Source organism: Sorangiineae bacterium MSr11954 (genome assembly GCA_037157815.1).
GTDB lineage: Bacteria > Myxococcota_A > Polyangia > Polyangiales > Polyangiaceae > Pendulispora > Pendulispora albinea.
Genome location: CP089984.1, coordinates 1,201,391 through 1,218,354, shown reverse-complemented (window position 1 = coordinate 1,218,354; position 16,964 = coordinate 1,201,391). Strand labels below are relative to the sequence as shown.

13 protein-coding genes are annotated in these 16,964 nt (G+C 67.9%); 5 read left to right on the top strand and 8 right to left on the bottom strand.

All coding sequences use genetic code 11. From position 1 onward, the window contains the following. Positions 1 to 684 precede the first annotated feature (684 nt). The 3 genes from LZC94_04970 to LZC94_04960 are packed head-to-tail and all read left to right on the top strand — an operon-like array spanning position 685 to position 4,884. On the top strand, positions 685 to 2,121 hold the full coding sequence (locus LZC94_04970) for a HAMP domain-containing histidine kinase (GenBank protein WXB16630.1): 1,437 nt from the start codon (positions 685 to 687) through the stop codon (positions 2,119 to 2,121). After that, positions 2,118 to 4,007, top strand: a complete 1,890-nt coding sequence (locus LZC94_04965) for a HAMP domain-containing histidine kinase (protein WXB16629.1) — start codon at positions 2,118 to 2,120, stop codon at positions 4,005 to 4,007. Before LZC94_04970 ends, LZC94_04965 begins: the two co-directional genes overlap by 4 nt. A 10-nt stretch (positions 4,008 to 4,017) precedes the next feature. Further along, on the top strand, positions 4,018 to 4,884 hold the full coding sequence (locus LZC94_04960) for a S1-like domain-containing RNA-binding protein (GenBank protein ID WXB16628.1): 867 nt from the start codon (positions 4,018 to 4,020) through the stop codon (positions 4,882 to 4,884). A gap of 50 nt (positions 4,885 to 4,934) precedes the next feature. Here the strand turns inward: LZC94_04960 and LZC94_04955 are convergent, their stop codons facing one another. Both LZC94_04955 and LZC94_04950 read right to left on the bottom strand, forming a co-directional pair. Continuing rightward, positions 4,935 to 5,681 carry a hypothetical protein gene (locus LZC94_04955; GenBank protein WXB16627.1) on the bottom strand — a complete coding sequence of 249 codons (747 nt, stop codon included), beginning with the start codon at positions 5,679 to 5,681 and terminating at the stop codon, positions 4,935 to 4,937. Next, positions 5,672 to 8,020, bottom strand: coding sequence for a protein kinase (locus tag LZC94_04950; GenBank protein WXB16626.1), 2,349 nt, complete (start codon positions 8,018 to 8,020; stop codon positions 5,672 to 5,674). The genes LZC94_04955 and LZC94_04950 overlap by 10 nt, the downstream gene beginning before the upstream one ends. A 107-nt stretch (positions 8,021 to 8,127) precedes the next feature. Here LZC94_04950 and LZC94_04945 point away from each other — a divergent pair, with 107 nt between their 5' ends. Both LZC94_04945 and scpB read left to right on the top strand, forming a co-directional pair. Next, positions 8,128 to 8,931, top strand: a complete 804-nt coding sequence (locus LZC94_04945; protein WXB16625.1) for a segregation/condensation protein A — start codon at positions 8,128 to 8,130, stop codon at positions 8,929 to 8,931. Continuing rightward, positions 8,928 to 10,679, top strand: a complete 1,752-nt coding sequence (scpB, locus tag LZC94_04940) for an SMC-Scp complex subunit ScpB (protein ID WXB16624.1) — start codon at positions 8,928 to 8,930, stop codon at positions 10,677 to 10,679. Before LZC94_04945 ends, scpB begins: the two co-directional genes overlap by 4 nt. Here the strand turns inward: scpB and LZC94_04935 are convergent. Genes LZC94_04935 through LZC94_04910 form a run of 6 tightly spaced genes read right to left on the bottom strand, consistent with a single transcriptional unit; the run spans position 10,652 to position 16,962 of the window. Beyond that, on the bottom strand, positions 10,652 to 10,981 hold the full coding sequence (locus LZC94_04935; protein WXB16623.1) for a helix-turn-helix transcriptional regulator: 330 nt from the start codon (positions 10,979 to 10,981) through the stop codon (positions 10,652 to 10,654). The genes scpB and LZC94_04935 overlap by 28 nt on opposite strands. Positions 10,982 to 10,991: 10 nt before the next feature. Then, positions 10,992 to 12,374, bottom strand: coding sequence for a TldD/PmbA family protein (locus LZC94_04930; GenBank protein WXB16622.1), 1,383 nt, complete (start codon positions 12,372 to 12,374; stop codon positions 10,992 to 10,994). Between the two features lie 23 nt (positions 12,375 to 12,397). Beyond that, the gene (gene cheB / locus LZC94_04925; protein WXB16621.1) at positions 12,398 to 13,486 is read right to left on the bottom strand and encodes a chemotaxis-specific protein-glutamate methyltransferase CheB; all 1,089 of its coding nucleotides are present in this window, start codon (positions 13,484 to 13,486) and stop codon (positions 12,398 to 12,400) included. After that, complete coding sequence (locus LZC94_04920; protein WXB16620.1) at positions 13,483 to 14,370, bottom strand: protein-glutamate O-methyltransferase CheR; 888 nt, start codon at positions 14,368 to 14,370, stop codon at positions 13,483 to 13,485. The genes cheB and LZC94_04920 overlap by 4 nt, the downstream gene beginning before the upstream one ends. Position 14,371: 1 nt before the next feature. Then, entirely contained in the window at positions 14,372 to 16,441 is a 2,070-nt protein-coding gene (locus LZC94_04915; GenBank protein WXB16619.1) for a HEAT repeat domain-containing protein, read from the bottom strand. Next, entirely contained in the window at positions 16,438 to 16,962 is a 525-nt protein-coding gene (locus LZC94_04910; protein ID WXB16618.1) for a chemotaxis protein CheW, read from the bottom strand. Before LZC94_04910 ends, LZC94_04915 begins: the two co-directional genes overlap by 4 nt. Positions 16,963 to 16,964 lie beyond the last annotated feature (2 nt).

Sequence of the window (16,964 nt, the reverse complement as noted above, 5' to 3'; positions counted from 1 at the left end):
GCGCTGCGTCGTCAAATTTGCGAAGGAAACTGAAACCGCCTGGAAATATTCTCGACCGTTGCCCGCGCGATCGAGCCCCGAAACAAACACCTGCGGGCCGCGCACAGTCGCACGAAAACGGCCAAGATTCGCGTCGAAAATTCGACCGAGAATCTTTAGGTGTAAACATTCAGAAATCTGGGGCGCGCTAGCGGAACCGTTCACGGATGCCTCTCGGGTTGTGCAGGCGTGCAGTTCGCACGGTCAAAGCTCGGTGACCGGATAAAGCTTGACGGGTCCTGGCACGGGGCGAAGGACCTCTTTTCGTGGACCGTCCATCGGGGTCCGACCCACGGGAGCGACGCGTGGTCTCCCTCGAGGGTAACTCTCTGATTCAAGATGGCCAGATCAACTCGATATCGTGGAGCACTTTTTTTTGCGTCGGAGCAGTTCGCGGTTCGAAACGTCGGAGCACGGATTTTTCTGCGGATGCGAGCCCTTGGCATTGGAGGTCCCGCCGCCTCGAGCGGTGAGCATGAATACGGGCCCCGTATCGCATGCGCGCGACCCTTTCGTGACGTGTAAGAGGCAACGAGCAGGTACCCTTCCGAGCTCGTAGGCACAAAGTACCCCGACCGCGGTATGATCAGGCCCCAAGTGTCGATCGGTTCACGAGGCTCGCTCCCCACGTATACGTCGGCCGGCGTGAGCTTTCGTCGGCTCTGGCCGCTGCATCCGCTCGCCCCTGCAATCGTCATTTTCGTCAGCTTGGCCGTTGCGATCGCCATTGGATTGACGGGATTGGACCACCTCGGTCGTGAAAGCGACGACCTTGCGGCCGAGCGCGCGGAGCTCCTCGCAAAGACCCTCGGGGCCCGCTTGCCATGGCTCACGCACTCCGGCCGCATGGAGGCGATCCAGCTCGCTGCCCGCAGAACGCAGGCGGAAATTCTCATCGTCGAGACCGAAGGGGGCATCCTCTGCGACGCCAGCCTGGGGCCACCGCCCGCCCCGATGATTCGAAAGTTCATCACTGCGAAAAGGGGCGAGGCGACAACCTCGCTGGGTCGCACGCGATTTGCCGTGCAGCAGCTCGGGCACACCTCCGACGAGGGGTTCGTGCTCGCGTTCGTGCGGGCGCCCGATCAATCCGAAGCAGGCCCCGCGCTGGTCGCGGCGCTGATTGCGCTCACCGTCTTACTGGTCGGCGTGGCCGCAGCATTTGCGTATGCCGTGGCGCGTGAAGCGAACATCGATGTCGAATTTTTGACCGAGCGGGTCCGGGCCATGATCCAGGTGCCGAGCGAACCCTCGGGCGAGCCCGTGCCCGTGCGCTCGCTCGATGAAGTGGGCGCCCTCACCAGCGCGTTCAATCAGCTAGTGGCGCGCTTCGTGGAGGCCGAAAAAGGCTACCGCGCTGCGTTGGCGCGGGCGCGCGCGGCGGACCGCGATCGGGCCGCGTTTCTGGCGGCCGTGAGCCACGAGCTCCGCAGTCCGCTCAATGCCATTTTGGGATTTGCCGATATTCTCGTTCAGGGGGTCGATGGACCGCTCTCGCCCGATGCCCTCGAAGAGGTGGAACAGATCCGCGCGTCGGGCGCGCACTTGCTGGAGTTGATCAACGACATTCTGGAATTTTCGGCCCTGGAGAGCGGGCAATTGCGGCTCTCGCGCGATCCGGTGGATCTGGTGCTCCTCGCCAGCGAAGTGCTTCGCGAGGCGGCGGGCATCCTGCAAGGGCGCCCCATCGTGGTGGGACGCGAGGGCGCATCGCGTCTCGTCATCGAGGCCGATCCGAAGCGGGTGCGTCAAATTCTCACCAACTTGGTGGCCAATGCGATCAAGTTTACCCAAAAGGGTGAAGTGGTCGTCGGTGTGGCGCTGCAAGGCGCTTACGCCAAGGTGAGTGTTCGCGACACGGGACCAGGCATCGGCGACACCGAGCGCGCGCTCATCTTCGAGGACTACCGGCAAGCGGGCGACGAGCATCGCCGCAAACGCGGGACGGGGTTGGGGTTGGCCATCGCACGGAGGCTGGTGCTGCTGCACGGTGGGGCCATCTATGTCGAGAGCCAGCTAGGGCGGGGGTCCACCTTCAATGTGCTCCTGCCCCTCAAGGCGCCGCGCGCGAGGCTCGCATGACGCGCTCCATCCTCCGCTTCGTGCCGCGGTTGCTGGGGATGCAGCTCCTGGTGGCGGCCTTCAGCGATCTGGTGGCCCTCGCCTTCGCGCCCCGTCTCCTTTTGCTGGACCAGCACGTGCTCATGGCCACCCTCCCCACGGCGGCCTGGGTCTTTGGCGTGTCGGCCATCTGCAGCGCGCTCATTACGCTCATCATGACGCGCCGGCTCACGCCCACGTTGCGCGCGCTGGCGCAGGGGACGAGCCCCATCCCGCCCGAGGATCTGCTGGCGATTTACGCCTTGCCGGCGCGCATCGCCACCTCGCAGGTGTTCGTGTCCTTGGCGGCGTCCACCGCCACCCTCCTGCCGAGCTACCGGCCTTTCACGAACGACTTGTACAACCAGGTCGCGCTCATCCTGCTCTACACGACCATCATCATGGCGGGCGCGCTGCCGCTGTATGTGCGCCTGCGCAGCATCGTGGCCCGGGTGCTGGAGAGCGCGCCCGAGAGCGCGGCACAAGACGCCGTGTTCCTGGTCGCCGCCAACCCGCGCACCGCCATGCGGGCGCGAACCCGTCTCTTGGCGGCCGTGGCGGGGCCCGTGGCCTTCGTGGCGCTCGGCGCATCGCTGCTGGTCTATGCCCATACGCGGGCCTTCGAGAGCCAGGCCCGCGCCAGCATCGCCAACGAGATCGCGCGCGGCGTCTTCGACCAGGTCCGCGGGACGGATCGCGGACGGGAGCAGGCGATCATGGCCGCCGAGACCCTCGGCTACCGCACCGAGCTCACGGCGAACCCCGTGTCGCCGTCGGCCTTGGGCGTGCGGCCCGACGAGGAGAGCACCGTGGTGGTGCCCCTGGCCGACACCTACGCGGCGGTGCACTTCGACGCCGCCCGCCTCGATACCATCACGTTCATCTATGCCCTCCTCGCCACCACCGGGGTGGTGCTGGCCGCGCTGCTCGCCTGGCGGGTGGGCACCCGGTTCTGCGAGGACCTGCGCCTGGTCACGCATAGCGTGCGCACCACCGGTGTGGCGGACATCATTCGCGGGACGCGCATGGTGCGCATGGCGCGCTTCGTCTCGGTGGGCGCCATGATGGACTCCATCGATCAACTTGGCGACATCTTTCGAGAATTTGCCGCGGCGCACGAGCAAGCCACGCACGCGCGCGAGGCCACGGAGCGGATGCGCGGGCTCTTTCTGGCCTCGATGAGCCACGATTTGAAGGCGCCGCTCAATGCCATTTTGGGATTTGCCACCTTGGCGTCGCGCGCCCAATTGACCGACGGGCAGCGCGAGAGCCTCGCCATCATCGAGCAGCGCGGGCGCGAGCTGCTCCATTTGATTCAAACCATCCTCGACGCGGCCCGGGTCGAGGCGGGTGCCTTTCTGGTCACCCCCGAGTGGACGGTGGTCGATGACGTGGTCATGAGCGCGGTGCTCGACGCGCGCGATCTCATGGCCGACAGCAGCGTGCAGGTCATCGGCGAGGTGCAGCCCGGCATCCCCAAGCTGCAGCTCGATTCGCTGCGCATCGTGCAGGCGCTCACGGGCATCATCACCAGCGCCGTCCGCTTCACGCACGAGGAGGGCTCGGTGCTGGTGCGCGCCACCTTCCGCGGCGATCGGCTGTACATCGACGTGGAGACCCCCGGGCGGGCGCTGCCGGAAGAAGAACGCGAAAAGATCTTCGAGGCCTTCAAGTACGCGGACAAGGCGCGCAGGCATGGCGCGCTGGGCCTGGGATTGTCGCTGGCGCGCTCGATCATCGAGGTCCACAACGGCACCATCGACGTGGCGACCATGGAGGGCGGGGGCATGGTGTTCCAGATCATACTGCCCACCATTTCCGATCCGGCATCGGCGCGTCCGAGCGCCATTTCGGCGCGCATATCGTAGACTGCGCGCCATGCCCGTGGAGGATCTGCTCGGCCGCACCGTCACCCTACCCATCCGCCGCTTTGGCTCGCCCGGCGCCTTTCTGGCGGTCGATCCCGACGACAAACGGCGCGATGCGCCGACGTTGCTCCTGCTGGGGAGCGAGATCCCCGAGGGCGCCGAGACGGGCGACACGGTGGAGGTCTTCGTCTACCTCGACTCGGAGGGCCGCCCCCTCGCCACCCGGCGGATGCCCAAGCTCGAGCTCGGCGAGGTGGCGTTTCTCGAGGTGAAGGCGCTCACGAACTTCGGGGCCTTCGTCGATTGGGGCCTGGCCAAAGAGCTGCTGGTCCCCTTCGCGGAGCAGACCACCGAGCTCGCCGTGGGCGCGCGCCACCCCATAGGCCTCTACCTCGACGAGGGCAAGCGCTTCGCCGGCACCATGCGCGTGAGCGAAATGCTGCGCGACAAGGGGCGATTCGAGCTCGACGAGTGGGTAGACGGCGAAGCCTGGCGCCACGATCCGCAGATTGGCACCTTCGTCATCGTGGAGCGCTCCTTCGTGGGCTTGGTGCCGGCGGGCGAACCCCACGCGCTCACCCGCGGCGAGGCGCGCCGCTTTCGGGTGAGCAACGTTTTGCCCGACGGCAAAATCGAATTATCGCTGCGCGGGCACGCGCACGAAGAGCTGGAGGGCGACGCCCGACGAATCCTCGATTCGCTGATGCGCAATCCGGATCGGCGCATCGGCGACAAATCGTCCCCGGAGGAGATCCGCGCGGCCTTCGGGCTGAGCAAAAAGGCCTTCAAGCGCGCGGCCGGACGGCTGCTCAAAGAGCGATCGGTGGCCATCGATCGCGATGGCTTTTTGCGAATTGCCGCCGGCTCGCGCCGCTAATCGGTGTCGGCCGCGGCTCGCGCGCCGCGCGCCGCGGATCGATTGGACGCTCAAAGCGGTATTCGATATCCAATCGTCAATCCAAATTGGACCGACGACACCGTCCCCGTGAGGGTGCCACAATCGCCGATGGCGGTGCATTGTTGGGAATTGGGGAGGATCCAGCGGTCCGTGCGCAAGATGGCGCCCAGCGCCCAGCGATCGGCGAACATCCAGCTGCCGCCGAGCTCGGCGCCGATGGTGAAGCCCTCGGTGCGGACGGTGACATCGGGGGTGCCGAGGATGGCCGGTACTTTTTCGGGCGTCTCGGTGGAGAAGCGATCGGCGATGATGACGCCGCCGGCCGTGAGGCCCAACCAGCCCTCCAAGGTCTTGGAGCGAATGGGGATGTACCGGAGCTCGGTCCCGAGGAGCAGGTAGCTGCGCGCGTGGGAGCGTTTGAGCCCGATGGCGCCGCCGTATTGCGAGTCGGAGGTCGGCTGCGGACCCAGGAGAAAACCGGCGCCGAACGCGAACTCCTTCGAGGCACGGTAGAGCAGGTGCAGGCCCACGAGCACCGTCGCGTCGCCTTTTCCGATGGTCCCAAAGGGGGTCTCCCCGCCGCGCTGCGAGGAGGAGATGGGGGCGTTGGGGAGCGTGATGATCCCCGCCTCGATCTCGGCGATGGTGTGAGGCCGGTCGAAGATCCCTTCGGAGGTCGTGTTCACGACCCGCGTGTTCTCGGCGTGCGCGATCCCGCCGAGGAGACACGATGCGAGGACGCTCGACGTGAAGACCGCGATTCGTTTCAAAGCCATTTGGCGCTACCACTCGGCGCGGGAGCTGCGCTGGGGGCGGGCCCGGTCGTGGAGGCCGCGGGCGGGGCCGAAGCCTCGCTGCTGGCTGCCGGCGGCGCCCCCTTCGCCGTCGGCGCCTCGGTCTTCGCGCCCTCGACGATGACGAGCCGCGCGCCGCGGACGGTCGAACCATCGATTTTGGCCGAGAACGTCACCTCGAAGCGCCCCGCCTCGAGGAAGGTGAACCCCGCCCGATACACGCCGCCGTCGACCACCGCCGTGAGGCGCGCGCCGGTGCCCAGACCATTGCCCGCCACGACGAAGCGCGCGTCGGTCACGTTCTTTCCGTTGTCGCCGCCGACCTTGGCCGCGAAATCGACCTGCTGGCCGATGCGGGGCTTGGGCGGCGACGTCTCCAGGAAGGCGCGCGGGCCTTTGGCGATGGGCGATCCCGAGCCGGCGTCGGCCAGGTGGAGCAGCGGATCGGTGCCCGTGCCTTGCGCGATGTCGCTCTCGTACTCGTGCACCAGGGCGCGCTTGCTGGCGTCGCTGGGGTCGAACCGGGTGGCGAGGCGCGCGTCGCGGACCGCTTGCTGCACGTCGCCCGAGGCCTTGGCGGCGATGGCGAGCTTCATCAGCTCCTCGCTGGCGCGCGCGCGAATGTCGAGCAGCCGCGGCTCGCCGGGCCAGAGGACCAAGCCCTCGGTGGTGAGATCCAAGACGTTGTCGCCCGGGGGCGAGTCCCAGCGGCCGTCGGCCAGCGCCATGCGCGCGCGCACCAGGATGTCGTCCAAGTTGGTCGCGCCCGCGCGGGGCGAGAGGTAGCCGAGGTGGTACGCGGCGAGCGCCGCCGCGCCGCTGCCCACGAGAAAGAGGATGAAGAACAGCGCGAAGAACCGGACGAGCCGGCGCTGCGGGCGGGACGCTTCGCTCGCGGGCGGGCGGGACCCGTCCGCGTCGTTCAAGGTCACCTCGACGCTGGATCGCGGCTTCGAGGGCGGGGCGCTCGGTGATTCGATGGTGGACGGCGACGACCCTCGCCAGGGCTCCGCGGGCGGAAACGAGGGCGGCGGCGGGATGCGCACGGTCGACGCCAAGGTCGCGGGCGCCGAGGGCGTGACCGCCGGCACGCGCACGGGCTGGGCGCTCTCGGGATCGTCGATGGTGGCCGCGAGCGGCGCCGGCGTGGGCTCTTTCTCGCGCAGAAAATTTTCGGCCGCGAGCGCGAGCTGCGCCTGGATGGCGACCGGCGGAGTCCAGCGCGTGGTGGCCGCGCCCGGGAGCATCGGAACGTCGAGCGAGGGAACCGATGGAAACGACGCCCCGGAGATGCGCGGCGACGATCCCGAGACGCGCATCACGTCGAGGAGCGCGCGGCCGAACGCGCGCGCGTCGGGGGCGCGGGCGTTGCGGTCCTTCGCGAGGTTCTGCATGATCACGTCCGCGAGCGGGTCGGGCACGGACGCCGCGAGCGGGTGCGACTTGAGCGGCGACGGCGCATCGTGGATCTGCTGGATCAAGATGCCGACGGCCTGCTCGCCCTCGAAGGGCGTGCGCCCGGCCAGCATTTGATAGAGCAAGGTGGCGATGGCGTACACGTCGCCGGGCGGACCGACGCTCTCGCCCTGCGCGCCCTCGGGCGAGATGTAGCGCGCGGTGCCGAAGATGAGACCCGCGGCGGTGGCCATGGATTGCTCGCCCCAGCTCAAACGCGCGATGCCGAAGTCGAGCACCTTCACGTAGTCGACGTCCTCGCCGCGCCGGACGAGCATCACGTTCTCGGGCTTGAGATCGCGGTGCACGACACCTTGGGCGTGCGCCTCGCCGACGGCGTCGCAGAGTTGGAGCGCGATGTGGAGCGCGCGCGGGAGCGGCATCGCCCCGCCGGTGGCGACCATCGCGCTCTGGAGCGACATACCGTCGAGGTACTCCATCACGATGTACAGCGCGCCGTCGGGCAGCTGGCCGGCGAGGTGCACGTGCACCACGTTGGGGTGTTGCAAGCGCGACGCGACCTTCGCCTCGCGATGAAAACGAGCGACCAGCTGCGGGTTGGCGGAGAGCTCGCGGTGCAGGATCTTCACCGCGACATCGCGATCGATGCCCTTCTGGAACGCCCGGTAGACGCGCCCCATGGCACCGACGCCGGCGAGCTGGCGGATCTCGATGTGGCCCGAGATCTCGCGACCTAAATAAGTGTCGACCGGCTGTGGAGCGGCGGACGATTTTTCCGAGGATTCATCGGCTGGCACCGCCAAAAGGGGCGACCCATCGTTCGGGCAGAAGAGGGCCTCGCCCGAAAAACGGTCGCGACACGACGGACAGTACTTTTGCGCCGTCGCGGCGGACGCGCTTCTCATCACACGACCATGGTACCCGAGCGGCGTCTGCGGAGCGAGAGTCCCGTGGCGCCGAGCCGGGAGAGAAACGTCCGACACCCGTAAGGTGTTATAAGGCCCCATCCTCCATGAGCGAAGTCGAGCGTATGGACGCCGGTCCCGTCACCTATTCCGTCTCCCTCCCGATGTTCGAGGGGCCGCTGGACCTGCTGCTCCACCTCTGCCAGAAGCACGAGCTCGAAATCCTGGACATTCCCATCGGATTCATCACCGAGAAGTACCTCGAGTACCTCGCGCTGATGCAGCTGATGAACCTGGACATCGCCGCGGAATACTTGGTGATGGCGGCCACGCTGGCGCACATCAAGTCGAAAATGCTGCTCCCCGCGCCCCCCGCCGGCCAGGAAGACGACAAACTGGAGGAGGAGCAAGATCCCAGGGAGGCCCTGATTCTCCGGCTCCTGGAGTACCAAAAGTACAAGCAAGCTGCGGCCGAGCTCGCAGCCAAAGGGGTCGCGGGCCAGGACATCTTCACGCGCGGAGGAACCAGCGAGGAGGCGGTCGACACTGGCCTGCCGCCGCTGGCCGAGATCCCGCTCTATCGCTTGCTGGAGGCATTTCAGGAGGTCCTTTCGCGGTCCAAGGTCAAGATCACGCACGATGTGATCGCAGACCGCATTTCCATCACGGATCGCATTCATGAGCTCGCCGACATTCTGCGCGAAAAGCGGCGGGTGCAGTTCGAGGAGCTCTTTCCGGGCACCGCCTCCCGTTTCGACCTGGTGATCACCTTTTTGGCGCTGCTCGAGATGACGCGCCTGCGCATGACGCGCCTTTACCAGGACGAGCCGCTCGCCCCGTTGTACGTGGAGTTCACGGACGGCGAGACGCTCGTCGTCGACTCCACGGGGTTGCCCGAGGTCCCATCGTGAGCAACAAGTCGCGAAAGAAAGGCCGCAAGCGGCAGGAAGGCGGGGCGAAGCCGCACGATCCGGCCGTCGACGAGGCGGTGTTGCCGGGGATGGATGGGGATGCGGCGGCGCCGGTGGGACTTGGCGGGGATGCGGCGGCGCCGGGACCTGGCGGGGACGCGGCGGAACGCGCCACAGAGGAGACGAGGAGCAGCCGGGCGGTGGTCGATCCCGCGTCGATGATCCCTCCGGCGCTCGACCCGACGGCCATCGACGCCACGGCCATCGATCCGGCCTTGCTAAAGCTCGATCCCCATGCGCCGCCGCCCGATTGGAGCGAGACTGCGTGGCTCGAGGCGGCAAAGCGCGAGGGCTCGGCGAAACGGGGAGGTTCCGAGGAAGGCGCTTCGGAAGAAGGCACGTCCGGGGAAGGTACTTCCGACGATGGCGCTTCCGAAGATGGCGCTTCCGAAGACGGAGAGCCCGAGTCGGGTGAAACGGAGCCGGGTGATTTTCCGGTGGGCGGGCCGGCAAGCGAGCCGCCGGCGAGCGAGCCACCGTCGGGCGAGTCGGAATCGGGCGAGCCGGAGGCGGGTGAGATCACGCTCGGCGAGGAGGTGGGAAGCGCGCCCGAGGTGATCGGCGCGGCGGAGCCGATTGACTTCAACGAGCTCGATGCGGCGATCGAAGCGCGCGATGCGGCCGCGCGCAGCGAGCTCGAAGACGAGGACGATGAGGACGGCGACGGCACGGGGGAGATCTCCGGCGATCACCTCAAAGGCTTGCTCGAGGCGCTGATTTTCGCGAGCGACAAGCCCTTGAAACTGCAGGAGCTGGCGAAGCTCGCGCACGCATCGCTCAAGGACGCGAAGCTCTGGCTGCGCGCGATCAAAGAAGACTTCCTGCCGCGGGGCATCAAGCTCGACGAGGTGGCGGAAGGGTTCGTGTTCCGAACGGATGCGCGGTACGCGCGCTACGTGCGCGACATGACGCGGCAAAAGCCCATCAAGCTCTCGCGCGCGCAGATCGAGACGTTGGCCATCCTCGCCTACCGCCAGCCGATCACGCGTCCCGAAATCGACGAGATCCGCGGGGTCGACTGCGGGCCCGTGCTCAAGATGCTCTTGGATCGCGATCTCATTCGCATCTTGGGCAAAAAAGACGAGCCGGGCCGTCCCCTCCTCTACGGCACCACCCCAGGGTTCCTCGAGTTCTTCGGGCTGAAGTCGCTCAAGGATCTCCCCACCTTGCACGAATTCACGGAGCTCAACGAAGAGTCGCGCAAGGTGGTCGAGCGCGAGCTGGGCGAGGTGATGCCGGCCCCCGTGGCCGAATCGTTCCATCGTCCGCCGCAGCCGGCGTCCGTCCCGGACGTGCAAGCCACGCCCGAGCCGGAGCCCGCAGAGGCGCCAACCTCGCCCGACGCCGAAGACGCCAAGACCGCCACGGATGACACGACGTCCGACGCCGACACGGATGACACGACGTCCAACACCGACGACACCGACACCGCGGACACCGACACCGAAGACACGACGTCCGACACCGAAACCACCGGCACCGCAGACACGGAGACCGCCGACCCCGACGACGCCGAAGAACAGATCCTCCTCCCGCTGGACGACGACGAGGATCCCTCCTTCGGCACCGCCGACGATCTACTCCCGGAGCCGACCGGCAGCGGCGAGCTCCCCGAAGACCCCGCCTCCCCCGAGAGCAAAGACACGGACGACGACGACGATCACTCCTCGTCGGCCGGATCCGAGTAGCCCGCGGCGAGCTTCACGACATCGTCGCGAAGCTTCTTGTGCGCGAGAAGCTTGCGAAAAAGCTCCCACAGCACCGGATCGGCGAGCGACTTCACGGGGCTCGCGCCCTTCGACTTGCGCGGGATCGCCGAGGGCCCGGCGGCGCGCAGCGCGTTCATCTTGTCGACGAACTGCTTCGTCGGAAAGAGCTCCCCCTGCTCCCACGCGAACACCGTCTTTTGCTCGATCCCCAGCGCCGCCGCGAGCTCTTTGGCCGTGCACGCGAGCTCCTTTCGAAGCTCCTTGATCGCCTCCGGCGTCATCGCGCTCGCGCTAGCCCGCGCCGGCGATGGTCATCTTCGCCACGCGGAAGGTCGGCGACGCCGTCGACGTGCGCAGATCCAGATCGTCGCCGATCGCGTCGATGCTCTGCAGGAGCTCGTCGACATTGAGCGAAATGGTCACCTCGCTCACCGGAAACGTAAGCTCCCCGTTCTCGATCCAGAAGCCCGCCGCGCCGCGCGAGAAGTCGCCGGTCACGGCGTTGAAGCCGAACCCCATCATCTCGGTCACGTACAGCCCGCGCTTGGTCCCCTTCACGATCGCGTCGTGCGAGTCCTTGCCCGGCTCCAGGATGAAGTTCGTCGTGCCCGGCCCCACGCCCGCCGAGCTGCCGCGGCTGGCGCTGGCCGTGCTGCCGCGCGAGAGCTTGCGCGCCGAGTAGCTGTCGCAGAGGAACGTGCGCAAAATGCCCTTCTCCACGACCAGGTTCTTGCGGCTCGCGAGCCCCTCGCCGTCGACCGGACGCGAGCCCGGCGCGCGCGCGATGAGCGGATCGTCGACCACCGTCACCAGATCGCTCGCGACCCGCGTGCCTTCGCGGCCCACCAGGTAGCTCGACTTTCGCCAGATGGCGCTGCCCATCACGCAGCCGGCCAGAAGACCGAGGATGGAACGCGCGGCGTCCGGATCGAAGATCACCGGCGCCTCGGTGGTGGGCACCGGGCGCGCGCCCAGCTTCTGCAAGGTGCGGCGCGCCGCCTCGCGACCCACCTCCTCGGCGTCGTCGAGCTCCGCCAAGAAACGCTTGGCCGTCCAGTGGTAGCCGCGACGGTTCTTGCCCGCGCCGTCGGCCGCGATGGGCACCACGCTGAGCGAGCAGAACGAGCCCTTGTAGGCCACGCGGAAGCCGCTCGAGAGCACCATGGCCACGCCGCCCGCGGTCCGGCCGAAGCTCGCGCCCTCGCTGTTGGTGATGCGCGCATCGAACGCGCGCGCCGCCGCCTCGCCCTTCTTGGCGAGCGCGATCGCCTCGCCCGCCGCCACCTTGCCGCCCGAGGGATCGTAGAGCTCCAGATCGACGAGGCTCGTCGGATCGGCGAGCAGGCTCGGATCGGCGGGGCCGGCGAAGGGGTCTTCTTGCGCCAGCTCCACGAGCTCCAGCGCGTCCTTCACGAAGCGCTCGATGCCCGCCTCGGAGAGATCGCTGGTGGAGGTGGTGGCCACCTGCTTGCCCTTCATCACGCGCAGGCCGACGGAGCGATGCCCCGCCTCTTCGACCAGCTCGGGCTCCCCGAGGCGCACCTTCGCGGAGAGCTCCGCGCCGTTTCGGAGCAAACACTCCGCGACGGTGACACCACCTGCGGTGGCCATTTTTACTACGCGGTCGCCCAGTACGAGAAGTTCGTCGAGCTGCGGATCTTGCGGCGTCGTCATGATGTGACCTTTGGCCCTAAGGTTCAGGGAAGCCCGGCGATGAACTCGGCGATCGCCGGAAGAGGGAGCACTTTGTGCACGACCCCCGCGCGCACGGCCGCCGCGGGCATGCCGTAGACGACGGCGGTCTCCTGCGACTCCGCGATCACGGTGCCGCCGTTGTTGAAGATCGCGCGCGCGCCTTCGACGCCGTCGTCGCCCATGCCCGTGAGCACCACCCCGATGCAGCGCTCGCGCGCGGCAGAGGCCGCGCTCTTGAGCAGCCGGTCCGCGCTCGGCACGTAGCGATCGGTCTGGGCGCCGGGGCCGACGCGCAGGACGTAGTCGTTGCTGTTGTTCCGGATCACTTCCATACACTGGCGGCCGGGGCAGACGAAGCCGGTGAGGAGCCCCACGCGATCGCCGTCTTGCGCCTCCGAGGTGCGCACCGGGCCTCGCCGATCCAGCCGCTCCGCGAAGGTGCGCGTGAACTTGTCCGGCATGTGCTGCGCGACCACGATGCCCGCGCCCGACGTGGGCGGCACCTTGCTGAAGATCTCGAGCAGCGCGCTCGGCCCGCCCGTGGAGCTGGCGATGGCCACCAGCTGGCGCGGCTGCTGAAACACCGGCGGCGCGGGGACCGGGGTGGGGCGGCCGCCCTCCGGGGTCCATGGACCGCTCGGGGCCGGGCGGCGCAGGCCGTGCGGGACCAGCGCTTGCGGGCGCCAGTTCTTCACGACCAACACCTTCGAGAGGATCTGCTCGCGAAGCTCGGTGGCGTCGGGGGTGATCTGGCGATCGGGCTTGGTGACGAAGTCGAGCGCCCCCAGCTCCAGCGCCTTGAAGACGTTCTCTTTCTGCGAGTAGCTGGACACCACGATCACGGGCGTCGGCTGGCGCGACATCAAGATGCGCAGGAAGGTGAAACCATCCATGCGCGGCATCTCGAGATCGAGCGTGATGACGTCCGGCTTGAGGAGCGTGGTCAGGCGAAGAGCTTCTTCGCCGTCGGCAGCTTTGCCGATGACCTCGACCTCCGGGACGTTGAGGAAGATGTCGGCGATGTTGCGGCGGTTGTACGCCGAATCATCGACCACCAGGAGCCGGATGCGGGGAGCGGAGGGCGTACTCACGACCGATTTGCCATCGTAGAACTTTGCGCCAAGGTGGGCTTTTTGTAGACCAAGTCTTCCTTCAAGTGCAAAAGCTCGAATGCGGTGGAAACGTTGAGCAGCGATTCGGAGTGACCGAGCAAGAGAACCCCACCTGGATACAGTCTGTCGTGGAAAATGTCGATGACGCGACGGCGGACGTGCGCATCGAAGTAGATGAGAACGTTGCGGCAAAATACGACATCGACCCGCCCCAAGATACGGGCCTTGTCTTCGTCGAGCAGATTCATCTGACCGAAGTGGCACATGGGCTTGATCCAGTCCACCACATGAGCCCCATCCGGTCGCTCCACGAAGTACTGCCGACGCAGCTCGGCAGGCGTGGCACGAAAGGATGCCGAGCCATAAACGCCACGCCGCGCCGTCGCCACGCACCGGCGTGAGATGTCCGAACCGAAGATCCGTACGTCCCAGCCCGGGAAGAGGTTCGACTGGTGGACCAGAATTGCGATGCTGTAAACTTCTTCGCCGGTCGAGCAGCCCGCGCTCCAAATGAAGAGGCGCTTTCGCTGCTTGTTGCGCTCGTGCAGCATCGGCAGGATCTCGTCGCTGAAGGCGCGGAGCTGAAAATCCTCGCGGAAGAAGTAGGTCTCGTTCGTGGTCAGCAACTCGACCGCCTCCTCCCATTCGTGCCGCGCGAGCGGGTGAAACCGAAGGTACTGAAAGTATTCTGTGAAGGACGCAAGATTCAGCACGCTCAACCGTTCTCGCAGCCTCCGTGCCACGCTCTGGCGGGAGGTGGATGCCAAGTTGATGCCGATGCGCGCGCTCACCAGATCGCGCAAAAGGCGGTACTCGTCCTCGCGGATGATCGGGTCCCCATCGCCGAACGGAGTCCGCGCCACGTCAGTCTTCCTCCGATCCCGGTGGCGGCCGCAGCGAGAGCGCCAAGGTAAGCGCTCCCCGCACAATGGGTTCTTTTTCGCGTTCCAGGCGAGTCCGTAAGAGCTCCTTGGCCGCCGGCGCCTTGCTGTGCCCGAGCAGCTCCGAGGCGAGCCTTCGCACCTCCCACGAAGGATGATCGAGGCACGTCCCCAGCCGCGCCAGCGCGCGCGCATCGGAGGAGCGCGAGAGCTCGGCCAGCGCAAGCTTGACCACCTCCGAGTCGGAGTGCTCGAGCGCGTCGAAGAGCACGTCATCGCGCAGCGCCCCCACCGATCCTCGAATCGCTTCGACCGCCGCGCACGCGATGGCCGCGTCGGGGCTCCGGACCAGCGGGCGCGCCGAGAGGAGCCCCTGGTGCGGATCGGCCTCGGCGAGCGCGCGCAAGGTGGCCGCGATGACGTCGCGATCGTCGCTCGAGCCGATGAGCGCCACCAGCGGCTCGCCATGGCCGAGCCGGCCCAGCGCGCGCACCGCGGCGATGCGCACCTCGCGCTCCTCGTCGGCCAGCGCGAAGACCACGGCGCTCTTCGCCTCCTCGCCGCCCAAGGTGGCGAGCGACTCCACCGCCACCCGTCGGGCGCGCGGATCGGGGTTGGAGAGCGCGCGGCGCACGAACTCCACGTCGGGCAGGGCCCCATCGGCCACGCCCGCGAGCGCCGCCACCATCGCACAGCCGGCCGTGACGTGCTCGCCGTCGGGCGCGAGGCCGCGCAGCAGCATGCGCGCGGGGCCGGGGTGCATGGCCGTGAGCGCCCGCAGCGCCAGGACGGAGGCCTTGGCGACCCGCACGTCGAAGTGGTTCGTGAGCGAGATCATGCGCCCCAGATCGCTGGCGTCGCCCGAGGTGGCGAGCCCTTTGATGGCGGCCAGGGCCACGTCGACCGAAGGATCGTCGAGCGCTTCGCGGAGCATCACCAAGAGCGACGCGTCGGGCTCCGGATCGAGCCTCGGGAGCAGCGAGAGCAGGAGCGCGCGCGTATGCTCCGAGGCGCGCGGGAGCATCTCGGTGAGCGGCGCGGTGGCCTCGCGGCCGAAGATGTCGAGCGCCAGCGCGGCTTGCTCGTCGAGCTCCTCGTCGGAGAGCGCCTCGGCGATGATCGCCAGATCGGCGGGATCGCGGATCAAGCCGAGCGCCAAGAGCGCGTACGGCCGGGCGCTGTCGGAGCGATCTTTGGCGCACCTCCGCACGAAGCCCACGGCGCGCTCGGAGGCCCGGATCGCGCGCCGCACCCGCGCCAGCTGCTCGGTGCCCACCGACTCGGTCAAGAGCCAGCCGCCGAGCGAGATGAGCGCCTCGCGCGCGATGGTCATCGAGCGATCGCCGGTGGCCTCGACCAGCGCCAAGAGCGCGGTCTCCTCCCGCGAGCGCGAGGCGGCGGCCACCGCCTGGCGGCGCAGGAGCGGGTGCTGCACCAAGGGCTCGTACAGGCTCCAAGGCAGGCGCGCGTCGAGCCGGGTGAGCGCTTCCAGCGCCGCCAGCTTCACCATCACGTCGTCGTTGGAGAGGCAGCGCGTGAGCTCGCGCGTGGCCTGCATGCGCGTCTCCTCGCTGGAGAGCCCCGCTTGCCCGAGGGCTTCGGCCGCGGCGGCGCGCACGTTGGGATCGGTGTCGTCGAGCGCGCGGGCGAGCGGGATCACGCCGCGCGAGTCGGGGATGCCGCCGAGGACCTCGACCGCGAGCTTGCGCCCGTCGGCATCGAGGCGGGCGAGCGCGTCGATGGCGCCGGTGACCGCGTCGGGGCCGATGGTGATGAGCGCCTCGACCGCGGCGTTGCGCAGCCCGATGTTCTGCTTGTCGTCGAGCGCATCGAGCAGGTACGAGACGATGTGATCGCGCGCCTCGTGGAGCGGCGCGGCCACCGCGGCTTCTTTGCGCACCCGCCAGTCGGCGTCGCCGAGCGCGCGCACCAAGAGCCGCGCGCCGTCGGCCCCACGAACGAGCGGGAGCTTCTGCACGGCGAGCCGCCGCGCCTCCGGATCTTCGTCCGAGAGCGCGCGCTCGATCCGCTCCACGTCGGCCCCTGCCATCATGCGTCCTCGCCACCAAACGAGGGGGACGCGCCGAGGGCGAGCGGTACGTCGCCCATGGGGAGGGCATCGGTGATGCCGGCAAAACGGTTCGGATCCAGCACGAACACCATCAGGTCGGCGAAGCTGGTCACCCCCGCGATGCCCCGCACATCATCGCCATGTCCCAGCGGCGGTGCCGGCCTTAGCTCGGCCCCACCGGTGCCGAATACGTCTGTCACGGCATCGACGATCACGGCTACCAGTCTGCGCCCCACATCCACCAGGATCCACTTCGTCCTTCGCGTGATCGTCACTGGAGGCAAGCCAAACCGCACCCGCAGGTCGATGACCGGCACCACATCCCCGCGGTAATCGGCCACCCCTGCCACGGCCTGCGGTGAGCTCGGCAGCTCGATGACCGGGAGCGGGTTGACGATCTCGCGCACGCAATCGATGGAAAACGCATAGTTCACGTCGCCGATGACGAACGCCACCAGGTTCTTCAACGGATCATGGCGGGGACGGGAGTAATGCTGCGCCACGG

What these genes read in the sequence shown, in the direction of transcription:
- LZC94_04930 (WXB16622.1), bottom strand. Translation starts at nt 12,374, where the DNA reads ATGACGACGCCGCAAGATCCGCAGCTCGACGAACTTCTCGTACTGGGC.
- LZC94_04965 (WXB16629.1), top strand. Translation starts at nt 2,118, where the DNA reads ATGACGCGCTCCATCCTCCGCTTCGTGCCGCGGTTGCTGGGGATGCAG.
- LZC94_04955 (WXB16627.1), bottom strand. Translation starts at nt 5,681, where the DNA reads ATGGCTTTGAAACGAATCGCGGTCTTCACGTCGAGCGTCCTCGCATCG.
- LZC94_04915 (WXB16619.1), bottom strand. Translation starts at nt 16,441, where the DNA reads ATGATGGCAGGGGCCGACGTGGAGCGGATCGAGCGCGCGCTCTCGGAC.
- LZC94_04945 (WXB16625.1), top strand. Translation starts at nt 8,128, where the DNA reads ATGAGCGAAGTCGAGCGTATGGACGCCGGTCCCGTCACCTATTCCGTC.
- LZC94_04960 (WXB16628.1), top strand. Translation starts at nt 4,018, where the DNA reads ATGCCCGTGGAGGATCTGCTCGGCCGCACCGTCACCCTACCCATCCGC.
- LZC94_04935 (WXB16623.1), bottom strand. Translation starts at nt 10,981, where the DNA reads ATGACGCCGGAGGCGATCAAGGAGCTTCGAAAGGAGCTCGCGTGCACG.
- LZC94_04950 (WXB16626.1), bottom strand. Translation starts at nt 8,020, where the DNA reads ATGAGAAGCGCGTCCGCCGCGACGGCGCAAAAGTACTGTCCGTCGTGT.